Consider the following 20,598-nt stretch of genomic DNA (forward strand, 5'->3'; position numbering starts at 1 on the left):
CCTTTAGTTTTTGTGATGATGAGAAAAATGATTGTAACCGGCAGTGAGGGATTTATTGGTAAAGCCCTTTGCCGAGAATTAGCTAAAAGGGATGTCGAAGTCATAGGACTTGATCGAAAGTCTGGTATTGAAGCCACAAAAGTATGTGAGCTCCTGAAAAATGGGGGTATTGATTGTGTGTTTCATTTAGCGGCGCAAACTAGTGTGTTTAATGGAAACCTGGAACAAATCAGGAAGGATAACATTGATACTTTCATGCGAGTAGCTGATGCATGTAACCAGTATCATGTGAAGTTAGTATACGCCAGTTCGTCAACGGCGAATCCGGAGAATACCACTTCCATGTATGGAATAAGCAAGTATTTCGATGAACAGTATGCATCTATCTATTGTAAGGCTGCGACCGGGTGCCGGCTGCATAATGTATATGGACCTAATCCGCGAAAAAGAACTCTTCTCTGGTTCCTGATGGAAAAGGAAAACGTGTCATTATATAACTGTGGTCAGAATATCCGGTGCTTCACTTACATAGATGATGTCATTGAGGGGCTTATTTATGCGGTGGGCTGTAACCGGCAGCTTATCAATATTTGTAACGTCCAACCTGTGACTACTATGTATTTTGCTTCTTTAGTAAAATACTACAAACCGCTTGAAATTGAGCTAATTAATGAAAAACGGGATTTTGACAATTTAGAGCAGTCGGTGAACCGGGATATCTATTTAGTACCTTTGTCTTATACATCTGTCGAGGATGGAGTAAAGAAGATTTTTGATGAAAAGAAAGGGAAAGATATGTCGTATTGATGACTGGGATAAGCCGGAAGCGGTGAAATGTAAGAGCTGGTCTCATCAGGAACGGTTATGTGATCTGAAAGAAAAGGTATCACTTCATAAAAAGGGTGATATCTATTACATCTCCCAGTTCACTCGTTCCAAGACTGGTACCAGCTTTTCAGAAATTAAACAGTCGGAGGAACTTGCATCATTCTTTGCAGAGAGAGCGTGTGAGTTTCTCCACCGCTTCATAGTAGGGGGATATGAAGGATGGTGTATAGTCACCACACCGCGACGGAGACACAACGAGGGCTTTCATTTTGCAACCTCTATCTGTACGAAAATTGCGGGGGCGGTGAAAATACCATTCTATGAGAATGCAATTCAGTGCCTGACTAAAGATAGATTGAATCCGGAATTCTTTCTTCTTCGTCCGATAAGGGAAAAGAAGATAATAGTGTATGATGACATATTAACAACTGGCAGCACACTGCTTGCCACCTATGAGCTTTTAAAGGATAGAGAGCAGCTTCTTTTTCTCGTAGGAATAAATAACAATTGATATGGGAAAGCAAGAGAAACCATTAACATTCAAGCAAGAGAAATTCTGTAAATACTACGTTGATACAGAAGGTAATGCTAGTGAAGCATATAGGATGTCTTATGATGCGTCAAAGATGAAACCTGAAACGATTTGGAGTGCTGCTAGCAGATTGTTAGCCAATAGCAAGGTTAGTGCAAGGATAAGTGAGATTAAGCAACAGAGGGCGAAAGAGACTGAAGTAGAGAGGAAAACGGTCGAAAAGGTATTAATGGATATTGTACTCGCTGATCCCGATGATTTACATTATGTAGACCCTGTTACCGGGAAAACAAAGATGAGAAGTCCGTCCCAACTTCCAAAGCGTGCCCGTAATGCGTTGAAGAAGATTCAGAATAATAGAGGAGTGGTTAATTATGAGTTCAACGGCAAGACAGAAGCCGCCCGGATTCTTGGTGCCTGGAATGGATGGGAAGCCGATAAGAATGTCAATATCAAAGGTGGAGACGGAAATAAAGTCGGTGAACTTCGTATCGGCTTTGAAGATAATGAGAATTCGGAAGAATAGAACAATTTGAACTGCAAAATTCGGTATTCACCCTACGGAGAAACCTTACTTTTAGAACAATATGGTTATAAATTATAAGAAGCTAAATCCTAACGGATTCTATCTATTGAAGTACTTGAATGATGAGACTATCCGTTTTATCATTCTCTATGGAGGTTCATCTTCCGGTAAGTCGTATAGTGTGGCACAAACAATACTGATACAGACATTACAGGATGGTGAGAACACTCTTGTCATGCGTAAGGTAGGAGCTTCTATTCTCAAAACCATTTATGAAGATTATAAGGTCGCTGCGATCGGTCTTGGCATCTCCCATTTGTTCAAATTTCAACAGAATACTATTAAATGTCTAGTAAATGGTGCGAAGATAGATTTCTCCGGTCTTGACGATCCGGAGAAGATAAAAGGTATCTCTAACTATAAGCGAGTTCAGTTAGAGGAATGGTCAGAGTTCGAGCATCCGGATTTCAAGCAGCTACGTAAGCGTTTGCGTGGTAAGAAAGGGCAGCAGATTATTTGTACCTTCAACCCGATTAGTGAAAGCCATTGGATAAAGAAAGAGTTTATTGATAAAGATAAATGGCATGATGTACCGATGACGGTTACCATTGCCGGCAAAGAGTTGCCGAAAGAACTTACCAAGGTCAAATCCGTAAAGAAGAATGCACCCAGGCAAATACTTAATCTTCGTACTAAGCAAATCGAGGAACAGGCACCTAATACAGTTATTATCCAATCTACCTATTTGAATAATTTTTGGGTGGTCGGTAGTCCTGACGGTGCGTATGGTTTCTATGATGAGCAATGTGTTGCCGACTTTGAGTATGATAGAGTTCACGATCCGGACTATTACAATGTGTACGCATTGGGAGAATGGGGTGTCATTCGTACCGGTAGTGAGTTCTTCGGTTCCTTCAATCGTGGCAAACATTCCGGTGAACATAAGTATGTTCCGGACTTACCTATTCATATCTCTGTCGATAACAACGTGCTTCCGTATATCAGTGTATCATATTGGCAGGTCGATTTCACAACTGGTACCAAGGTTTGGCAATTCCATGAAACGTGCGCTGAAAGCCCAAACAATACAGTAAAGAAAGCCTCCAAACTTGTTGCAAAGTATCTGAAATCTATCCAATATTCTGATAGGTTATATGTACATGGTGATGCATCAACGAAAGCGGCAAACAGCATTGACGATGAGAAGCGTTCCTGGATGGACTTATTCATAGATACATTGCAGAAAGAAGGATTCGAGATTGAAGATAAGGTAGGCAACAAGAATCCGAGTGTTGCCATGACCGGTGAGTTTGTTAATGCCATTTTTGATTGTACTGTTCCCGGTATAGAGATATACATTGACGAATCATGTTCGGTATCTATTGAGGACTACATGAGCGTACAGAAAGATGCTAACGGTGCCATTCTTAAAACTAAGGTCAAGAATAAAACTACCTTGCAGACTTATGAGGAGCACGGGCACCTGTCTGATACGTTCCGATATGTCGTTGTGGATTTGTGTAGTGAGCAGTATATAGAGTTTAGTAACCGGCGAAAAAGAAACTTGTATGCTTGTAATGGCACTATTAATTTCTTCAATCCAGATACCGAATGTAAATACACTAAGAAGATTCTATATGTGATGCCGAATGTTAATGGGAAATTTGTCCTTATACAAGCGTTTAGATGTGGGAATAAATGGCATGTTGTTGATGTAGTATTTATGGATACTACTTCAACAGAAGATATACGTTCTTCTATTTTGTCCCATGAATCTGATTCATGTGTAATTGAATGTACGGATGCTTATTTCCCTTTTATCCGGGAACTCCGTTCTAGTACAAACAAGGAGATTCGTGTAATGAAAGAGTTTCCGGATGTAGACAAGCGTATTGCTGCAACATCTGATTATGTGAAAAATAGTATTCTTTTTTCTGCATCAAAAGTAGAATCTGATACAGAATATGTTGCCTTCATGAATAACCTGATGGACTATAATAAAGATAGTGAAACAAAAGAGGCCAGTGCAGTTTTGAGTGGGCTAGTACAGTTCGTTGTAAAATTAGGTTTGAATTGAATTACGTTATATATGATTGAAAATAAGGATGTTATATTGTTGGTATTATGTTTTCGTAATTTCAAGATTTTAGTGTTTTGGAAAACGGTTTTCCTTTTTACTTAGTTTTGCTCAAAAAGGAACCCAATGAATATTTTTTTTGATAATCTATTTGGAAAGAAATCTAAGACTAAAGGTGAAGTTGAAATAGTTACTTCATCTGAAAATAAGGATATAGATACTCAAAGTGGCAAGGCTGAAAAATGGTCAGTTGCATACATTGAGGACCTTACTAGTCCTATTGTAGCGGGCAGTAACTATCTAACGCTATTCAGTACGATACCTGAAGTCTTTTTCCCGATCGATTATATTGCATCGCGAATTGCAGGTGCTAATTTTCAATTGAAGAAAACTAAGGATGACAGTATAGTATGGGCGAATAAACGAATGAATGGCATACTTAGTCGTCCTAATTGTTTGATGCGTTGGAAAGAATTGATTTATCAGCACCATATTTATAAATTGTGTACAGGGAATAGCTTTATTCGTGCCGCTATGCCTGATGTCTTTTCTACAGCTGAAAAATGGAGATATTGCGATAATTATTGGGTGCTACCTTCTGATAAGACTATTGTAGAACCTGTTTACGGGAATATGCCATTGTTTGGTATTGCCCAAACAGAAGATATTATTCGTAGCTATCGTTTGGAGTATGGTTGGAATGGTAGTTTGGAAATTCCTCCATACCAAATATGGCATGATAGAGACGGAAGTGCAGAGTTCTATTCAGGGGCTATGTTCTTGAAGTCCAAAAGTCGTCTTGCTTCCCAAAATAAGCCAATGTCAAATCTAATAGCTGTATATGAAGCTAGAAATGTGATTTATGTAAAGCGGGGTGGATTGGGCTTTATTGTAAGTAAGAAAACTGATGCTACCGGTTCAATAGCGTTGACTGACGATGAAAAGGAACAGCTTTTGAAGCAAAATTTTGAGAAGTATGGTGTAAGGAAGGGCCAGGTACCTTATGGTATTTCAGATGCAGATATTGACTTTGTTCGTACTAATCTTTCTATTGCAGAGTTACAGCCGTTTGAAGAGACTTTGGCTGATGCAATAAATATTGCAGGGGCATACGGCATCCCTGCCGTTCTTGTTCCGCGAAAAGACCAGTCCACATTTAGCAATCAGGCTACTGCTGAAAAGAGCGTATATTGTTCAACTGTTATTCCTATGGCCAAACAATTCTGCAAGGATTTTACAGCTTTCCTTGGTCTTGAAGGAGGGGGATATTATTTGGATTGTGATTTCTCTGATGTTGATTGTTTGCAGGAAGGATTGAAAGAATCCGAGGACGTAAAGACAAATATAAATAAACGTTGTCGTGAACAATTCTCATGTGGGCTTATAACGCTCAATGACTGGCGTGCCCAAATAGGTGAAAGTATGATAGAAAATCCCTTGTTTGACAAATTGAAATTTGATATGTCAGATGAGGAACTGGATAAAGTAAATCGAGTTTTTAACACTAAAAGTGGAGATGAAAAAGATGGAAGAGAAAATCAAAAGCCTTCAGTACAAGACAAAGGCAAATGATGTTGATGAGAAGGGTATCGTTACCGTTGCGGTGAATGGTATCGGTGTGAAGGACTCACAAAATGACATATCTATGCCCGGCTCATTCAATAAGACATTGAAAGAAAATATTGGTCGGATGCGTTGGTTCCTGAATCATCGTACAGACCAGTTGTTAGGTGTTCCGTTGAGTGGTAAGGAAACAGAAGGTAATTTGGTTATGGTCGGTCAGTTAAATCTTGAAAAACAGATTGGCCGTGATACGTTAGCTGATTATAAACTGTTTGCAGAGAATGGCAGAACACTTGAACATTCTATTGGGGTCAAGGCCATTAAAAGAGATTCTGTTGATCCCTGTAAAGTGCTTGAATGGCGTATGATGGAATATTCAACATTGACAAGTTGGGGGAGTAATCCACAGACGTTCCTTGTGAATATCAAGTCTGCTACTGCTGACCAGGTAAAGGAAGCTGTTGATTTCGTCCGGAAAGCGTTCTTGCAGCATGGATATAGTGATGAACGTTTAAAAGGATACGATATGGAATTAAGTTTATTACTGAAGAGCCTCAACGGTGGTGCCGTTGTCTCATGTCCTCATTGTGGTTATCAATTTGATTATGATGCAGAAACAGAGCATACCTTTGCCCAACAGGTATTAGATTATGCTGCTGATTATCAGAGATGGATAACACAGGACATTGTAAGGGAAGAAATGGAGAAGCTCACTCCGGAGATTAGAACCCAAGTAATTTCTCTTATTGATTCTGTCAAATCAGAAAAGAAAGAATTTACTCAAAAGGGTCTACAAGACCTTATGAATTATGTAAGATGTCCCCACTGTTGGGGAAAAGTATATCGTTCGAATGCTATTCTGCAAAACACTTCTGAAAATACCACCGGAAAAAATGAGCCGTCTGTTGACACTCAAGAAAAGAATGACGGGGAAAATGGGAACGATGAAGTAACGATTAAAGCCGCTGATAATGGCACTTTACTCGATTTCAAGAGTTTGAATAGCTGTTTCGAGAATAAATAACTTAAAATTTAAATTTTATGCCTAAAAAATTTACAGTATCAGATTTTAATCTGAAAACAGACGGTCTGCCGGCAGAACAGAAAACTTTCATGGAAAACATTGTCGGCATGATGTGTGAAGTAGTTAACAAGTCACTTGAAGGATTTGCCTCACCGGAGGAGGTAACGAAACAGTTTGGTGACATCAATAATCTATTGAAAGCCTATGATGGAGAAAAGTTCCAGCAATTGGTAAAGGACAACGAGCAACTTGTAGAACAAGTTAAAACTCTAGGTGAAAGTATCGAGAAAATGAAGCAGAAAGGTCTTTCTATGGATACTATCAACAAGTTCGATGAGAAGTTGAACGAGATGCTTGATTCTGAAAAATTCAGAGATTTCGCAGAAGGAAAAACACGCAAATCAGGAGAATTTGACGGCTTCTCCTTGAAAGATGTCGTTTCCATGACTGACAATTACACCGGTGATTTGTTGATTACTCAACAACAGAAACGTGTTGTGACTCAGGTTGCCAACAAAAAGTTGCATATGCGTGATGTATTAACGACGTTGACTGCTGATCCTGCATACCCTCAACTTGCCTATGCACAAGTATATGCTTTCAACCGCAATGCCCGTTTTGTAACAGAGAATGGGCGTTTGCCTGAATCAAGCATCAAGGTAAAAGAGATACAGACAGGAACTAAGCGCCTTGGTACTCATATCCGTATCTCAAAACGTATGTTGAAATCAAGAGTGTACATTCGTTCCTACATCTTGAACATGCTTCCTGAAGCTGTTTGGATGGCAGAAGACTGGAACATCTTGTTTGGTGACGGTAATGGTGAGAATTTGCTTGGTATTATTAATAATACTGGGGTGACTTCTGTAGAGAAGATTATCAGTACAGCCATTGTTACAGGTGCCGCCGGTGCTGTAAAAGCTATTACCGGATATAACGGTGATAAGGATGTGATTGTAGAGTTTGCAGAACCACAGGATTTGATTCTTGATGGAATGAGTATCACGTTCGCTGGTGCCGCTGTTCTTACAGAACTGAACAAAACACACGCTCTTGTGAAAATGGAAGATGGTCGTATCCTTATTCCTGGTGTCGCGTTCTCCGGTGCTGAAACGGCTACGGATAAAATGACATTCAGTGTTCATGAAGCCGGCTTTAAGAACATTGAGGAACCCAACTCTGAAGATGTAGTGAAAACAGCTTTCGCCGCAATGACATATGCCCAGTATTTTCCGAATGCTATTATTCTTAATCCAATGACTGTTAACGGTATGGAATCAGAAAAAGATACGACAGGACGTAATCTTGGTATCGTTAAAATGGTTGATGGGGTGAAATATATTGCCGGTCGTCCGATTATCGAGTATGGTGGTATTCTTCCAGGTAAGTATCTTTTAGGTGACTTTAACCAAGCCGCAAATTTGGTTGATTATACCACTTTGACACTTGAATGGGCTGAAGATGTGGAGACCAAGCTTTGCAATGAGGTTGTGCTGATGGCACAAGAAGAAGTTATCTTCCCGATTTATATGCCGTGGGCTTTCGCTTATGGGGATTTGGCCGCATTGAAGACTGCAATAACTAAAGCGTAGGATTATGGATTACATACTTAGAGGTAACGATAAGGATGTAACCAATGTGCTTAAAGAGCAACGCATTCGGATTAATAGAGGGATGATTCAACTCATCCCTATTTCCGAATGTGGTCTTGTTACAAAAGAAGATGCCCGAAAGACATTGGAATGTATGCTTGCAGAAAAAAATGAAGAGATTGGCAGGCTTACTGCATCCATTGCAGAGAAAGATAAGACAATTGTTGAACTGACAGAAGAGCGTGAAACAATGAAAGCTCGCATTGCAGAACTTGAAGTACAGGTGCCTTCTGATGAAAAGAATCTTCCGGTTGCCGATTCAAAAGATTTGCAAGAGGAAGATGCCAAGGAGGTAACTGTTACAGATGATAAAGCCGTTTCCGTAGAAGATGAAAAGAAAACCGGGAAAGGCAAGACTTCTAAATAACTATCGCTATGTTGATTGATGTTTCATATTTTATGTCAGGTCCCAGGCATATTGAGAATGTTTCGGTCGCTGAAATGCCTTCGCCCCAATCTCTTGCTGTGAATGAGGTGATAAATGGGTATATTAAGGCATTTCAGCCCGAATTTCTCCGGAATGTTGTTGGTGTGACTCTTTCCCAAGCTATCACAGATTATTTGGAGCTTATTGAACGGGAAAAGGAAGATTCTTCAGATGAAGTTGATATTTCAGAAGAGAAGGAAGCCCCCCAGTCCGGATATGCAGTATTATGCGAGAAGCTGTGTGAACCGTTCGCTGACTATGTCTTTTATCATATTCTTCGTGACGCAAACACCCAGGCTACAATAACCGGGCTTGTCCGTTTGAAATGTGCTAATGAATATATAGCTCCTTTGAAGAGACAAGTAAGCACATGGAATAGCATGGTAGAGAAGAATAAACAGTTTGTTGAATGGGCTATGTCGAATGATTGTCCTTTCGATGTGAAAATAACCAAGAATCTTTTGACCCCAATTAATGCTTTCAATTTATGATAGATTTAGATATAACAGAACTGTTTGAGGAGATTGTAAAGGAACTTCCAGAAGGGCTTGAAATTCTCTATCCAAATGGGAAAGGGGGAACTAAAGTTATGAAGTCCCCAAGGTTGAATTACATCTTCGGTAGCAGTCAATATATCAAAGATATTTTAGATGAATACAGTAAGTCTTCTGCCCAGTCTGAAAGGAAGTTTCCATTGGTTGCACTATTCACTCCAATTAGTGAGGATAGAGGTGATGCGGATTATTTTTCAAAAGCAAAGGTTTCGTTAATTATAGCATGTTCTTCTTGTAAAGAGTGGAGCAATGAGATGCGCAGAACCACATCTTTTAAAAATATCCTTCGGCCAATCTATAAACGTTTATTGGAAGTATTATATGAAGATTCTCGGTTCGACTGCGACTATGACGAAAAAGTGAAACATAGTTATTCAGAAAACTATTCATATGGCAGATACGGAGCCTATACAGATTCCGGTGAGGCTGTGAGCGAGCCGATTGATGCCATAAATATACGCTCGATGGAAATAAAAATTAATAATCTTAATTGTAGAAGAAAATGAGAAAGATTAGAACGTGTAAGGGTTCCCGGATGAACACTGGTAGTTCTGCTTGTAGCATTGACTGGAAAAAGGTCAAAGGTGCTATCTTGACAGAACATGGTGTCAAACTCCCTGCTGATATAACAGGTGAGAAGTTGCTCGAATTGTGCCATGCAGACCGTCCCGGGCGTATTTACCCTATTTTGCCATTCCTGGAGTATGCCAAGAATGGTGGAGAGCCTCAAGTTAATCCTGTAGGGTACGGTGCAAGTGAATACAACGGGCTTAGCGCTCAAACAGACACCTTCACTTTGAAGAAATTTGATGAGGTTTTGAATGCCCAGCTTCTGAAATGTGCCAATAAAGGATGGGACGTTTACTTTTGGAATCAGGATAATATGTTGATCGGTTATAATGATGACACTGATATCCTTGCCGGTATTCCGATGTCTACTGTTTACCCGACCGTGACACAGTACCCGACCAGTAGTGCTAAGTCTGCGATGACTGTTAGTTTTTCACATGAAGATGTGGAAGACAGCCAATTGCACTTTGACTACGTGCAGTTAGACTTCAATCCCAAGAATTTCGTTAAAGGCTTGGTTGATGTTGTGTTTCAAAAGTTGGAGGCCGAAAATACTTACAAAATAGTTGAAGTTGTTGGTGGTTATGACCGTACAGAAGAATTTGGCAGTCTTATTGCTGATGGTGCTGCTGAAGTTATGAATAACGTAACTTCTGCTACATATTCGGATGGTATCATTACCATTGTTCCTAAAGCCGGGGCGGTTCCTTCGTTGAAAGCTCCTTCTGTATTGTATGAAAAAGGAATCAGAGGTATCGAGCAGGTGTCATGAAGGTAGATAATGTTACGTTCGTCGAGGTTGCTGTGAAGGGCATGACGAAGGAAGAGTTTATTAATGCGCACATTAAAGTCGTGTGGCAGGAACTGAAGGAAGCTGACCGCAAGAAGAAGCTCTCGGAAGTGTACGATGCGATAACTAAGTAACCGACGGGCTGGGGTGTGATTACAGCCCGGCCCGTTATATTTTTACTGTATGGCAGATTTTGATGAATTACATAGAGTTATTCATTCCATTGCATCCGGGTTTGAAGAGGAATGTATTAGGTGTATGGAAGAACATAAGAATGTGCTCGTTGATTGCATTCAGGAGCAATTATATTCCGGTCTGGACGGTACTGAACATCTATTGAATCCTGATTATGATACTGACACCTATTTTAACGAGCCCGGTCCCTGGCAGAACCGTGCGGAACAATATAAACGATGGAAGGAGAGGATAACTCCACCTCTTAGAAGTGAGATGCTTTATTTGCCACCGCGTCCGGTTGAGGTACCTAACCTCTTTATTACTGGTACTTTCTATGATAGCATAACTGCCGATAGAATTGATTCCGGGCTTCGATTCTCAACGAAAGGATTTACGGACGGTAGTTCTATTGAGAAGAAATACGGTGAGCAGATTTTAGGCATTGGTGATACAGCTAAAGAGTACTTTAATATTATGTATCTCCGTCCCTGGATGGAACGTTTCTTTTCAGAATGTGGATATCGGTAGAAAATGGCTTGTAGTTGCGAAATAAAAAAGATGCAGAGTGAACTGGAACGTATCAGTGATCTTGCAAAGAAAGCAGCTGTCTTGGATGGTTGCATGTATGTCGTTTATCAGAAAGAAGATGGTACCTATGCTTTTGATAAACTAGGAGTTGAGATAAAAGGAAAGATTGTTGAATATAGACATTACCTGTAATTATGGCAGATTTAAAATTAAAAGATTTCGTTGATGAGAACGATTTGCAGAAATTGGTGGAGCTTGATAATACTATTGAGCGTGTGAGGGCTGATTATGTTAATGCGGCCAAAGAATTAGCAAAAGGTTTGAAACTAAATGTAGAAGGCGTTGCTGATCTTGAAAAGTTGAGTAATCTTTATAATACTCAAGCAAAAACGGCTGGTTCTGCATCTGCTGAATTAACCGAGGCTCTTAGAAAACAGTCTGAAATAACTCAAACTGTCAGTAAGAAGATAGAGGAAAAGCTAAATGTAGAGAAATTATCTGCTGCTGAATTGAAGAAACTAACCAAGGCAAACTCGGATAATGCTGCGTCCTTGGAAAAGGCCGCTAAAGCGGAAGCTAACTTGACAAAAGCGCAGAATGCCGGTAATACTACTCGTAAGAAAGCTGTTTTATCTGAAGAAGAACGTTTAAAACTTATCAGAACTGCTATTACCTTGACTAATCAGGAAGTACATAGCCGTTCACAAGCAAAGGAAATGAATAAGCAGCTGCAAAAGGCTGTTGATGTTTTGAAAGATACGGATGAAAACTATATTCGTACACTTGCCCGTCTTAATTCTACTATTGGAATCAACACTGATTACATAAAGCGAAATTCCGATCGATATAGTCAACAGAAAATGACAATTGGTGCATACCGGGAAGAAGTGAAGGCTGCATGGGTTGAGATACAGAACGGTAATAAGTCCATGCAGAATATGGGTATTATTGCCCGGAATGCAGGAAGGATGCTTAAAACGGAGATGGCTCCTGGGCTAAGCCAAGTTAGTGCAGGATTGAAAGGATGGGCTGCTGGATATATTGGTGCACAAGCTGTTGTTGGAGGGATTGTTAAGATGTTTACGCAACTGCGTGAAGGTGTTGGTTCCATTGTTGAATTTGAATTTGCTAATAGCAAACTTGCAGCGATTTTAGGTACGACGGCTGACAATATTAAAGAATTAACCACTGATGCGCGTCAATTAGGAGCAACAACGAAATATACAGCTGCACAAGCTACTGAACTACAGATAGAATTAGCCAAATTAGGTTTTACACGTCGTGAAATATTAGATTCGACAGGTGCCATCTTACGATTCGCACAAGCAACTGGAGCTGAACTTTCGGATGCAGCCGCATTGTCTGGTGCTGCATTGAGAATGTTTAATGCTAGCACTAAAGAAACAGAACGTTATGTATCTGCTATGGCTGTTGCTACATCAAAGAGTGCCTTATCTTTTTCTTACCTAGCTACTGCCTTGCCTATTGTTGGTCCGGTTGCAAAGGCATTCAATTTCCAAATAGAAGATACTTTGGCATTGTTAGGAAAGCTTGCAGATGCAGGTTTTGATGCTTCAATGTCTGCAACAGCCACTCGTAATATTTTGTTGAATTTGGCTGATGGCAATGGCAAATTAGCTAAAGCACTTGGAGAACCTGTAAAAACATTGCCTGAGTTGGTTGTTGGCTTAAAGAAACTGAAAGAACAAGGTGTAGATTTAAATACAACTTTAGAATTAACAGATAAACGGAGTGTCGCCGCTTTCAATGCTTTTCTTACAGCTTCTGATAAAATTGTTCCATTGAGGGACCAAATTACAGGCGTGGATAAAGAACTAACAGATATGGCAGATACCATGAGTAACAATGTTAAAGGTTCTATTGCGGGACTTTCTTCTGCGTGGGAAGCATTTATGTTATCCTTCTATGATTCCAAGGGTATAATGAAGGATGTCCTGGATTTTCTGGCAAGAGGGTTGAGGAATGTTGCTACACAGCTGAAGGGGTATTCTGAATTACAAGATGAAGCAGACAATAAGGCTGTTGCCTTTGCACAGAAAGAGATGATGAAATCTGATATTTTGGAGAAGAATGCTAGAAATATGCAGAGGTTGTATAAAGAATATATAAATTCAGGAATGTCTGCTGATGAGGCGGCCAAAAAGGCTAAAGAAGATTATATTGAAACATTGAAGTCTCGTTTGGAATATGAAAATAGTGATTATCAATTAGCTATAGATAATCGTAAGAAATTGGAAGGAGAATTGAAAGACAGGGGATTCTTTACAATTCTGACCTCATGGAGACGCACAAATAATGTCATTAAAGATGAGATCGATGTTGCAACTAAAGCTGCTGCAGGTAAGAAGGCTATTTCATCAATAACAGAATCTCTTATTGAACAACTTGATACCATTGATTTGAAAGAGAATGGTGGTACAAAGGGGAATTCAGTAAAGGTACTTACTGATAAAGAAAAACGTGAACAGGAAAAAGCTCTCAAAGAGAAGCTGAAAATTCATGAAACTTATCAGGAGTCAGAACTAGCTCTTATGGATGAGGGACTGGAGAAAGAACTTGCTAAAATTGGTGTTGCTTACTCGAAGAAGATTGCTGTCGTCAAGGGTAATAGCAAAGAGGAAATTGCTACACGTCAGAATTTAGCTAAGGAAATGCAGGAAAAGCTAGATGAGTTTACTATTAAGTATAATTCTGATCGTGAGAAGAAGGATGTTGAGAACGCTCTTGCTGTTGTAAAAAAGGGGTCCCAGGAAGAACTTGATTTGAAATTGCACCAGTTGGAATTGCAACGTGAAGCAGAAATTGATACAGCAGAGAAAACAGGTGAAGATGTTTTTCTCATTGACGACAAATATGCAAAAAAGAAACAAGAACTTTACGAAAGACATGCATCCGATCAGGTGCAATTAATAGCAGAGAATGCAGCGCATGAGCAGGAAATCCGGGATGCTGCATATGTTATGGATACGCTTGCTCTTAAAAAACAGTTAGCATCCAAGCTAATAACAGAAGAGCAATATGCGATAGAGGAATACAATTTACAACTTGAATATGTACATAAGACTACTGAAGCAGCGATTGAAGCTTTGGAACTGGAATTAACCGTTGAGAATATTACTGCTGAAGAACGTACTAAGATTGTTACTCAGTTGTATGTTTTGAAGGCTGCTCTCGCTAAAAAGGAGGCAGAATTACAGATAAGTGCTATTCAAAATATTACTAAAGCTGAAGATAAAGCGTTAAAAGAACGCCAAAAGAATCTCAAAAAATGGTTGCAAACTGCATCACAAGCTGTAGGGACTATTGGAAATCTTGTTTCTACACTTTATGATGCTCAAATTGATAAGATAGAGGAAGAGCAGGATGCTAATGATGAAAAATATGACAAAGATGTTGAACGGGTTGATAAACTGGCAGAGTCAGGTGCTATTTCCGAAGAAGAAGCAGAAGCGCGTAAACGTGCTGCAAAATCTTTGACAGAAGCAAAAAATGCTGAACTAGAAAAACAAAAACAAGAAATGGCGCGTAAACAAGCCATTTGGGAAAAGGCGACTAGTGTTGCGCAGGCTGGAATAGCTACTGCACTGGCAATAACTGAAGCATTACCGAATATTCCTTTATCTATTGTTATTGGTGCCATGGGAGCAATTCAGGTTGCAACTATTCTTGCAACTCCTATTCCTTCTTATGCAGAAGGTACCAAAGGAAATGATAGACATCCCGGCGGTACCGCTTTAGTTGGTGATGCTGGTAAGCATGAAGTTATTATGTATTCCGGAAAAGCATGGATTACTCCTGCTACTCCAACTTTAGTTGATATTCCTAAAGGTGCACAAGTCTTTCCTGATGTTGATAAGGTAGATATCTCTAATTTTGATATGCCGGATTGGGACTTTCCTACATTTTCACCGACATATTTTGCATCCTCTTCCGGTGATACCACTGTTTTCAATGATTATTCCCGATTAGAAAAAAGGGTTGATAAAACAAATCTCCTTTTGATGAAGAGTCTTAAAATGCAGCGTCAGGATGCGTCTAACCGTGAATTTGAACTGTATAAGTTGTCTAAACTGAAATAGCTATGATTGAAAGATTAAATCAGATAACATTGAATGATTTCATTGAGCTTTCATGTGGAAACTATGCTTGTTTGCTTTCGGACCGCGGATCTATGTCTGAAAGCACGCTTAAAGAGATGGCATCTAAATTAATTATCGAATACAGAAGCATTGTTAATCCTTCAGGTATGCAGGCTATGATTATGGACAAAGAGGATATGGTGAAGGAACGTGCCAAACTATTGAGCCTTCGTATATGTCAGACTCTTGTTTCTCTTGGCTTTTATGATGATGTTCGTCAGGTGTTGGGTCAACTAAATGTAGATATCCGAAATATGAGTGATGAGCAAGTTATATCGAAGCTTGATTATTTGCTTCATTCTGCAATTTTTGAGCAAAAACGGAACGAGGAAAGACGCAGTGAGGAACATAAAGGAAGTAAGGCTACTCCTGAACAAATTCGTTCTTCTTTTGATGCCGAGATTGCTTTTCTAATGACATTCTTTAAAATGAGTATTGATTCCCGCGTAATTAATGCTGCTGTCTATGCGAATATCGTTCATCAAGCTGATGTTGAAATATCGATCAGAAAAAGAAGCACATGATAATATTGGTATTACATATATGCTGTAATTCGATTAATTTTTAATTAAAGCGAATTATTTCATACAGTCGTTTGTACATCTCCTTTAGAATCACAAACGACTTTTTTATGAATAGAAAAAACAGCATCCATTGTATAAATAGGCATTTATACAATGTCTTATTGTCAGAATTACGTACATTAGAGACGAAGTGTAATCGGATAACGGCAGAAGTGTCCGAGGTAAAAAAAATGATTGCCTTATTGCCCCCCGATATAGGCACTCTTATTAGTTCAATCGAGCGTTCTGCTAAGGAAATGCACGAACAAAGTATCATGCACCGGAAATATGTGGAAAGGTGCATTAATGGCGAACCGAAGATACACCTAATAAGGAGGGCTGACGATGGACTTTGAAAAGGAATTATCAGAAATATATCCTTGGATATTAAAGGTGGCAAGAAAATTCTGCTGTTCCATGCAAGATGCTGAAGACTTAGCCGGTGATACAGTTTATAAGCTACTTGTGAATCGTGATAAATTTGATTGTTCTAAACCACTTCAACCGTGGTGCCTTATTATAATGAGGAATACTTATATAATAAGATACAATAGAAATTCCCTTATACATTTTACAGGGCTTGATATGGTAGACGGAAGTGCCATTTCTAACTGTACAGCTCATTCAATACTGTTTGATGATTTGGTTTCCACAATACAACAGTGTGCTAAAAAATCCCGTTGTATTGACAGTGTGATGTACTATGCAGAAGGGTATTCTTATGAAGAAATAAGCGAAATATTAAATATACCAGTTGGAACTGTTAGGAGCCGTATTTCCTCTGGTCGGAAGTTTCTTCTTCAAGAAATAAGTTCTTAAACAGTTAAATAGCGTTTGAAAAAGGTTGCAGAAGAAAGAAACTTTAGATAAGTTATGTTATAGCGTAACTTTTGGCTATATTTGCAATAAAATTAAAGTGATATATTTGAACGTTTTTTCTAGTAGGAACTTATTATGTATTCATTAAATGTAAATAAAAATGGAAGCTCAAGATTTGATAACTATTATTTTTTCATTTTGCAGAAATAATGCTGGCTGGCTTTTTTCTGGAATAGGCGTAAGTCTTTTGGGATTTATAATAAAGAAAGTATTGTCGAGAAAGAAAAAAACAACAATACATCAGGAAGCTAATTCTAATAAACAATCTAAAATTACACAGGTAGGAGGGCATTATGAAAGACACTAAGCAAAATGCAAATAATAATACAAATACTACTGTTATTCAAGTGAATGGTGATTATTATTCAGGAATTACAGAAAGCCAGGCCAAAGAGATAGCCCTTGCTACTGTTAGAAATGAATTTTCCATATTATATGGGGAAGCCCAAAATATATTTGAAAAGCGTGTTCAAGAAATCGTCGATGAATCATTACTTAGAATACAACATGATAGCCCAGAATCGTTTAAAAGATTTAATGAACCCGCTATCCAAATGATTTTAAATACTGTTTATAAAGAATATGCAAAAAGTGGAGATTCTGATTTAAAGCAAAGATTAATAGATTTGCTTATTGCTAGAATTAAAGTTTCCGAGCATACTTTTACCCAAGTTCTTATTGATGATGCTATAAGAATAACTCCTAAAATAAGAATACAACATTTACAATTTCTGACATCTTTATTTTTTATATATAGTGGTTTGGTAACTTTTACTTGTATAGCAGAATATGACGAATGTATAACTATGTTGGCTAAGAATTATCCACTTTATCCTAAAGAAGCTTCTCTTTTCAATGTAAACGATGTCTATTTTCTTGCACTGTTAAAACATACCGGCTGTATTACGTATGCAGAAAGTTCTTCTTCATTAGTAGAAGAAGAAATATTAATTTGCTTTGGAGGTATTTTTAACAAAGGATTTAAAATATCTGATATAGATTCAGCTTTAAAAAAAGAGTTGGAAGAACATAATTTAATATGTACTAGTGAAATACAACCTGGTAATGTAAGAATAAATACACGAAATGAATTTGTTCTTCGTTTGGATGTTAATAAAATATCGAAAAAATATAGGAAAAATATGTATGATTTATACGTCAACAATTGTAGTACAGTAGAAGATTTAAGAAATTACAATAAATCATTAGATAATAGAGTTCACGCTATGTTTGAATCCGTGAATTTCCTAAATAGAACGGAACATTACAGTTTATCGGAATTTGGTCTTTTCTTAGGACAACAGAATTTTTATAAAATGTTTCCTCGTTATTATACTTCTTTTGATTAGAGTTAAACAATGTGCCTTTGGAAACAAGAATCTGAAAGAGGTTAGACAGGTTTGCCCTACTTTAGGGTGAATTGTCGTTCAAGAATCATATATTTGTCTCAAAATACTATTTATGATACGTGAAGTGATATTAGAAGCTCTTAAAAAGAGAGGAATAAAACAGATTGAATTAGCCGATCATTTAGGGATAAATAAAAGCCCTTTGAATGCTTTTTTGAAGGGAAAAGGAAAGATTAGTATGGAGAACATTGAAAAGTCCTTTCTATTTCTTGGTATAGATATTATTTTGAAAAACAAATAGTTATATCATATTTTAGCAAAGCGTGATTTTCAAGAATTTAGCCAATCGGAAAACCGGTTGGCTTTTTCTATATATTTGCTCGTGAACGTTCAAAAGGAGTTAAAATGCTTTGTAAATATGTACTTACCGTTGATAGTATTTCCTATGATATTCCCAAATCTTGTATTCAGAATTGGGATGAAATAAAGTTTTCCCGTAAACGCTCCGGACTTGAAGGAATAACTAGAACCTTTACTTCAAAATTCCAGTTTGTTGGAGAAGCCTATGATCTCATATTGGAGGAGTATTTGAGCAAATACCTGGCTTCCAATGCTAGTATCACCGTTTATACTATAACTAATTCTCATACTTATGAAGAATTCTTCAGTTGCCGACTGGATTTCGGTTCATTGACCTATGATGGAAATACTGTTTCTATTAATTTGATAGATGATAGTGTCGCTAGTATCATAAAAGCCAATAAAGGTACACAGTACGAGTATTTGGTAGATGAGATAAAAGATACATATCAGCTTTATTATGATAGACTACCGTTTAATTACTACGCGAACTATATATGTGGTGGATACTCTTTAGAAGATGGAGGGCAATATGTTGATTTCTCAAGAGATATAACAGGAAAAACTATATTCCAGTCTCTTCCATTGGAAGTCGTAGAAAAAGACTTACCAGAATCAGATAGTCCTGTAGAAATAAATTCTGTGACTTTAGATACTTCTGTACCTGCTTTTTTAAGGGCGCATAAACCAGTCAAGGTATATATAACTCCCGAATTCAACTTTTATTTAGGCAGAGGAGATGTAATGTTGACACTTGCTAAAGTTGATGGGAACGGTACCACAAGCACTATTGCGAGTTGGATAAATACCGATTATTCAGGAAATGCACATACAACAGAAAAAGACACTTATAGACCCGAACAATATCGGGATGTTTATGCAATAGACCTTCAAGATGGTGAATGTCTTCAATTTGTCATACATGATCCGATAGGTAATATGAATGTTAACGGACCTGGAAAGGTGTATTTTTCTAAATATTCACTACAGGTTAAATGGACTTCAATAGCATCACCTATCAATATAGATGTGGTAAAACCTATTACTGTTCTGAATAGTTTGCTCAAAAGTATGAATGGTGGTAAAGGGGGTATAAAAGGCGAGATAGCTTCCGGTGTAGACAATCGGTTGGACAATTGCCTTATTTTGGCTGCCGAAAGTATTCGTGGGATATTGTCTGCTAAATTATATACCTCATATACGAAGTTTGTAGACTGGATGGAAGCCTGTTTTGGCTTTGTTCAGAAGATTGAGGGGGATATTGTAAAGTTTGTCCATCGTGACAGCTTATTTACTTTTAATGGTAATAAGAATATATCAAGAAGCATTTCAGATTTTCAATTTAAAGTAGACAGTTCTAGGATATATGCACGAGTTAAAGTTGGTTATGATAAAGTTGATTATGAATGCTTGAATGGTCGTGATGAATTTCGATTTACTGCTGAATATACTACTGGATTGCAAGTAACAGACAATACACTAGAGTTAGTGAGTCCTTATCGTGCAGATGCTTATGGCTTGGAAATCGTGTCACAGAAAAGGGGAAGTAGTTCTACTGATAACGAAAGTGATAATGATGTGTTTATCGTTGGCGCAATGCTCGCTTATAATAAGGTTATTGGGAAAGCGGAATATGTACTAGAAAGGAATGCGGATTGGAAGATTGCAGGTGTTCTAAATCCTGATGCAATGTTTAATGTTATGTATTGGCAGAAAGCTATGTTGAAAGCTAATGCTAAGTATATTGGCATGTTCGCTGATTCTCTTCATTATGCTTCTTCGGATGGGAATAGCAATGTTATAGTCAATGATGTGAAATTAACTGATGACTTTATACTTGAAGAGCATTTGGTCACTTGTGGAGATGTTTCATTTACAACCTTTGATGAGGATATTCCACAAACAGATGATGGAACGATTAAGATTCAAAAAGGTGGCCTTGTTTACGAAGGTTACATCAAAGAGGTGAGTAGTGTGGTTGAGAGAAATGAGGGAGTGAAGTATGATTTATTTGTCCGTTCAATAACAAAAGCCTAGAA

General features: G+C 38.1%; 20 protein-coding genes. All 20 read left to right on the forward strand.

The annotated features are described in order from the left end of the window. The first annotated feature begins 15 nt into the window (after positions 1 to 15). The 20 genes from NQ505_RS16305 (at position 16) to NQ505_RS16400 (ending at position 20,596) form a co-directional block, all read left to right on the forward strand. Positions 16 to 807 carry an NAD-dependent epimerase/dehydratase family protein gene (locus NQ505_RS16305; RefSeq protein ID WP_032853569.1) on the forward strand — a complete coding sequence of 264 codons (792 nt, stop codon included), beginning with the start codon at positions 16 to 18 and terminating at the stop codon, positions 805 to 807. After that, entirely contained in the window at positions 776 to 1,339 is a 564-nt protein-coding gene (locus tag NQ505_RS16310) for a phosphoribosyltransferase (protein ID WP_008999344.1), read from the forward strand. Before NQ505_RS16305 ends, NQ505_RS16310 begins: the two co-directional genes overlap by 32 nt. 1 nt (position 1,340) lies before the next feature. Further along, a complete protein-coding gene (locus tag NQ505_RS16315) occupies positions 1,341 to 1,886 on the forward strand; it encodes a terminase small subunit (RefSeq protein ID WP_004311550.1) in 546 nt (181 codons plus the stop codon). A 61-nt stretch (positions 1,887 to 1,947) separates the two neighbouring features. After that, complete coding sequence (locus tag NQ505_RS16320; protein WP_004314115.1) at positions 1,948 to 3,963, forward strand: PBSX family phage terminase large subunit; 2,016 nt, start codon at positions 1,948 to 1,950, stop codon at positions 3,961 to 3,963. 126 nt (positions 3,964 to 4,089) lie between these two features. Then, on the forward strand, positions 4,090 to 5,535 hold the full coding sequence (locus NQ505_RS16325; RefSeq protein ID WP_008017300.1) for a phage portal protein: 1,446 nt from the start codon (positions 4,090 to 4,092) through the stop codon (positions 5,533 to 5,535). After that, positions 5,489 to 6,550 carry a hypothetical protein gene (locus NQ505_RS16330; RefSeq protein ID WP_008999345.1) on the forward strand — a complete coding sequence of 354 codons (1,062 nt, stop codon included), beginning with the start codon at positions 5,489 to 5,491 and terminating at the stop codon, positions 6,548 to 6,550. The genes NQ505_RS16325 and NQ505_RS16330 overlap by 47 nt, the downstream gene beginning before the upstream one ends. A gap of 17 nt (positions 6,551 to 6,567) precedes the next feature. After that, on the forward strand, positions 6,568 to 8,142 hold the full coding sequence (locus NQ505_RS16335) for a phage major capsid protein (protein ID WP_004311554.1): 1,575 nt from the start codon (positions 6,568 to 6,570) through the stop codon (positions 8,140 to 8,142). A 4-nt stretch (positions 8,143 to 8,146) separates the two neighbouring features. Next, positions 8,147 to 8,569 (forward strand): hypothetical protein, encoded by a 423-nt coding sequence (locus NQ505_RS16340; RefSeq protein ID WP_008999346.1) that lies wholly within the window; start codon positions 8,147 to 8,149, stop codon positions 8,567 to 8,569. Positions 8,570 to 8,577: 8 nt separating this feature from the next. Next, positions 8,578 to 9,120 (forward strand): hypothetical protein, encoded by a 543-nt coding sequence (locus NQ505_RS16345; RefSeq protein ID WP_004300274.1) that lies wholly within the window; start codon positions 8,578 to 8,580, stop codon positions 9,118 to 9,120. Further along, positions 9,117 to 9,689 (forward strand): hypothetical protein, encoded by a 573-nt coding sequence (locus NQ505_RS16350; protein ID WP_004300276.1) that lies wholly within the window; start codon positions 9,117 to 9,119, stop codon positions 9,687 to 9,689. Before NQ505_RS16345 ends, NQ505_RS16350 begins: the two co-directional genes overlap by 4 nt. Next, complete coding sequence (locus NQ505_RS16355) at positions 9,686 to 10,525, forward strand: hypothetical protein (protein WP_004300278.1); 840 nt, start codon at positions 9,686 to 9,688, stop codon at positions 10,523 to 10,525. Before NQ505_RS16350 ends, NQ505_RS16355 begins: the two co-directional genes overlap by 4 nt. Before the next feature lie 201 nt (positions 10,526 to 10,726). Continuing rightward, complete coding sequence (locus NQ505_RS16360; RefSeq protein ID WP_004300282.1) at positions 10,727 to 11,248, forward strand: hypothetical protein; 522 nt, start codon at positions 10,727 to 10,729, stop codon at positions 11,246 to 11,248. Positions 11,249 to 11,278: 30 nt separating this feature from the next. Further along, positions 11,279 to 11,440 carry a hypothetical protein gene (locus tag NQ505_RS16365; RefSeq protein ID WP_004311558.1) on the forward strand — a complete coding sequence of 54 codons (162 nt, stop codon included), beginning with the start codon at positions 11,279 to 11,281 and terminating at the stop codon, positions 11,438 to 11,440. A gap of 2 nt (positions 11,441 to 11,442) precedes the next feature. Then, on the forward strand, positions 11,443 to 15,348 hold the full coding sequence (locus NQ505_RS16370; protein ID WP_008999347.1) for a phage tail tape measure protein: 3,906 nt from the start codon (positions 11,443 to 11,445) through the stop codon (positions 15,346 to 15,348). 2 nt (positions 15,349 to 15,350) lie between these two features. Continuing rightward, complete coding sequence (locus tag NQ505_RS16375) at positions 15,351 to 15,932, forward strand: hypothetical protein (RefSeq protein WP_008999348.1); 582 nt, start codon at positions 15,351 to 15,353, stop codon at positions 15,930 to 15,932. A 384-nt stretch (positions 15,933 to 16,316) separates the two neighbouring features. Then, positions 16,317 to 16,790 carry an RNA polymerase sigma factor gene (locus NQ505_RS16380; protein ID WP_008999349.1) on the forward strand — a complete coding sequence of 158 codons (474 nt, stop codon included), beginning with the start codon at positions 16,317 to 16,319 and terminating at the stop codon, positions 16,788 to 16,790. A gap of 160 nt (positions 16,791 to 16,950) precedes the next feature. Further along, positions 16,951 to 17,157 carry a hypothetical protein gene (locus NQ505_RS16385; RefSeq protein ID WP_008775906.1) on the forward strand — a complete coding sequence of 69 codons (207 nt, stop codon included), beginning with the start codon at positions 16,951 to 16,953 and terminating at the stop codon, positions 17,155 to 17,157. Then, a complete protein-coding gene (locus NQ505_RS16390; RefSeq protein WP_008775905.1) occupies positions 17,144 to 18,199 on the forward strand; it encodes an LPO_1073/Vpar_1526 family protein in 1,056 nt (351 codons plus the stop codon). The genes NQ505_RS16385 and NQ505_RS16390 overlap by 14 nt, the downstream gene beginning before the upstream one ends. Positions 18,200 to 18,311: 112 nt before the next feature. Next, positions 18,312 to 18,500: a helix-turn-helix domain-containing protein gene (locus tag NQ505_RS16395; RefSeq protein WP_008775904.1), complete on the forward strand. Its 189-nt coding sequence runs from the start codon at positions 18,312 to 18,314 to the stop codon at positions 18,498 to 18,500. A gap of 104 nt (positions 18,501 to 18,604) precedes the next feature. Next, positions 18,605 to 20,596 (forward strand): hypothetical protein, encoded by a 1,992-nt coding sequence (locus tag NQ505_RS16400; protein ID WP_008999351.1) that lies wholly within the window; start codon positions 18,605 to 18,607, stop codon positions 20,594 to 20,596. The last annotated feature ends 2 nt before the right edge of the window (positions 20,597 to 20,598 follow it).

Source organism: Bacteroides sp. D2 (assembly GCF_025147085.1).
In the GTDB taxonomy this organism is placed as follows: Bacteria; Bacteroidota; Bacteroidia; order Bacteroidales; family Bacteroidaceae; genus Bacteroides.

Excerpts from the sequence above, each read along its gene's own strand:
- NQ505_RS16305 (WP_032853569.1), top strand. The coding sequence starts at position 16 with ATGATGAGAAAAATGATTGTAACCGGCAGTGAGGGATTTATTGGTAAA.
- NQ505_RS16310 (WP_008999344.1), top strand. The coding sequence starts at position 776 with ATGAAAAGAAAGGGAAAGATATGTCGTATTGATGACTGGGATAAGCCG.
- NQ505_RS16315 (WP_004311550.1), top strand. The coding sequence starts at position 1,341 with ATGGGAAAGCAAGAGAAACCATTAACATTCAAGCAAGAGAAATTCTGT.
- NQ505_RS16320 (WP_004314115.1), top strand. The coding sequence starts at position 1,948 with ATGGTTATAAATTATAAGAAGCTAAATCCTAACGGATTCTATCTATTG.
- NQ505_RS16325 (WP_008017300.1), top strand. The coding sequence starts at position 4,090 with ATGAATATTTTTTTTGATAATCTATTTGGAAAGAAATCTAAGACTAAA.
- NQ505_RS16330 (WP_008999345.1), top strand. The coding sequence starts at position 5,489 with ATGGAAGAGAAAATCAAAAGCCTTCAGTACAAGACAAAGGCAAATGAT.
- NQ505_RS16335 (WP_004311554.1), top strand. The coding sequence starts at position 6,568 with ATGCCTAAAAAATTTACAGTATCAGATTTTAATCTGAAAACAGACGGT.
- NQ505_RS16340 (WP_008999346.1), top strand. The coding sequence starts at position 8,147 with ATGGATTACATACTTAGAGGTAACGATAAGGATGTAACCAATGTGCTT.
- NQ505_RS16345 (WP_004300274.1), top strand. The coding sequence starts at position 8,578 with ATGTTGATTGATGTTTCATATTTTATGTCAGGTCCCAGGCATATTGAG.
- NQ505_RS16350 (WP_004300276.1), top strand. The coding sequence starts at position 9,117 with ATGATAGATTTAGATATAACAGAACTGTTTGAGGAGATTGTAAAGGAA.
- NQ505_RS16355 (WP_004300278.1), top strand. The coding sequence starts at position 9,686 with ATGAGAAAGATTAGAACGTGTAAGGGTTCCCGGATGAACACTGGTAGT.
- NQ505_RS16360 (WP_004300282.1), top strand. The coding sequence starts at position 10,727 with ATGGCAGATTTTGATGAATTACATAGAGTTATTCATTCCATTGCATCC.
- NQ505_RS16365 (WP_004311558.1), top strand. The coding sequence starts at position 11,279 with ATGCAGAGTGAACTGGAACGTATCAGTGATCTTGCAAAGAAAGCAGCT.
- NQ505_RS16370 (WP_008999347.1), top strand. The coding sequence starts at position 11,443 with ATGGCAGATTTAAAATTAAAAGATTTCGTTGATGAGAACGATTTGCAG.
- NQ505_RS16375 (WP_008999348.1), top strand. The coding sequence starts at position 15,351 with ATGATTGAAAGATTAAATCAGATAACATTGAATGATTTCATTGAGCTT.
- NQ505_RS16380 (WP_008999349.1), top strand. The coding sequence starts at position 16,317 with ATGGACTTTGAAAAGGAATTATCAGAAATATATCCTTGGATATTAAAG.
- NQ505_RS16385 (WP_008775906.1), top strand. The coding sequence starts at position 16,951 with ATGGAAGCTCAAGATTTGATAACTATTATTTTTTCATTTTGCAGAAAT.
- NQ505_RS16390 (WP_008775905.1), top strand. The coding sequence starts at position 17,144 with ATGAAAGACACTAAGCAAAATGCAAATAATAATACAAATACTACTGTT.
- NQ505_RS16395 (WP_008775904.1), top strand. The coding sequence starts at position 18,312 with ATGATACGTGAAGTGATATTAGAAGCTCTTAAAAAGAGAGGAATAAAA.
- NQ505_RS16400 (WP_008999351.1), top strand. The coding sequence starts at position 18,605 with ATGCTTTGTAAATATGTACTTACCGTTGATAGTATTTCCTATGATATT.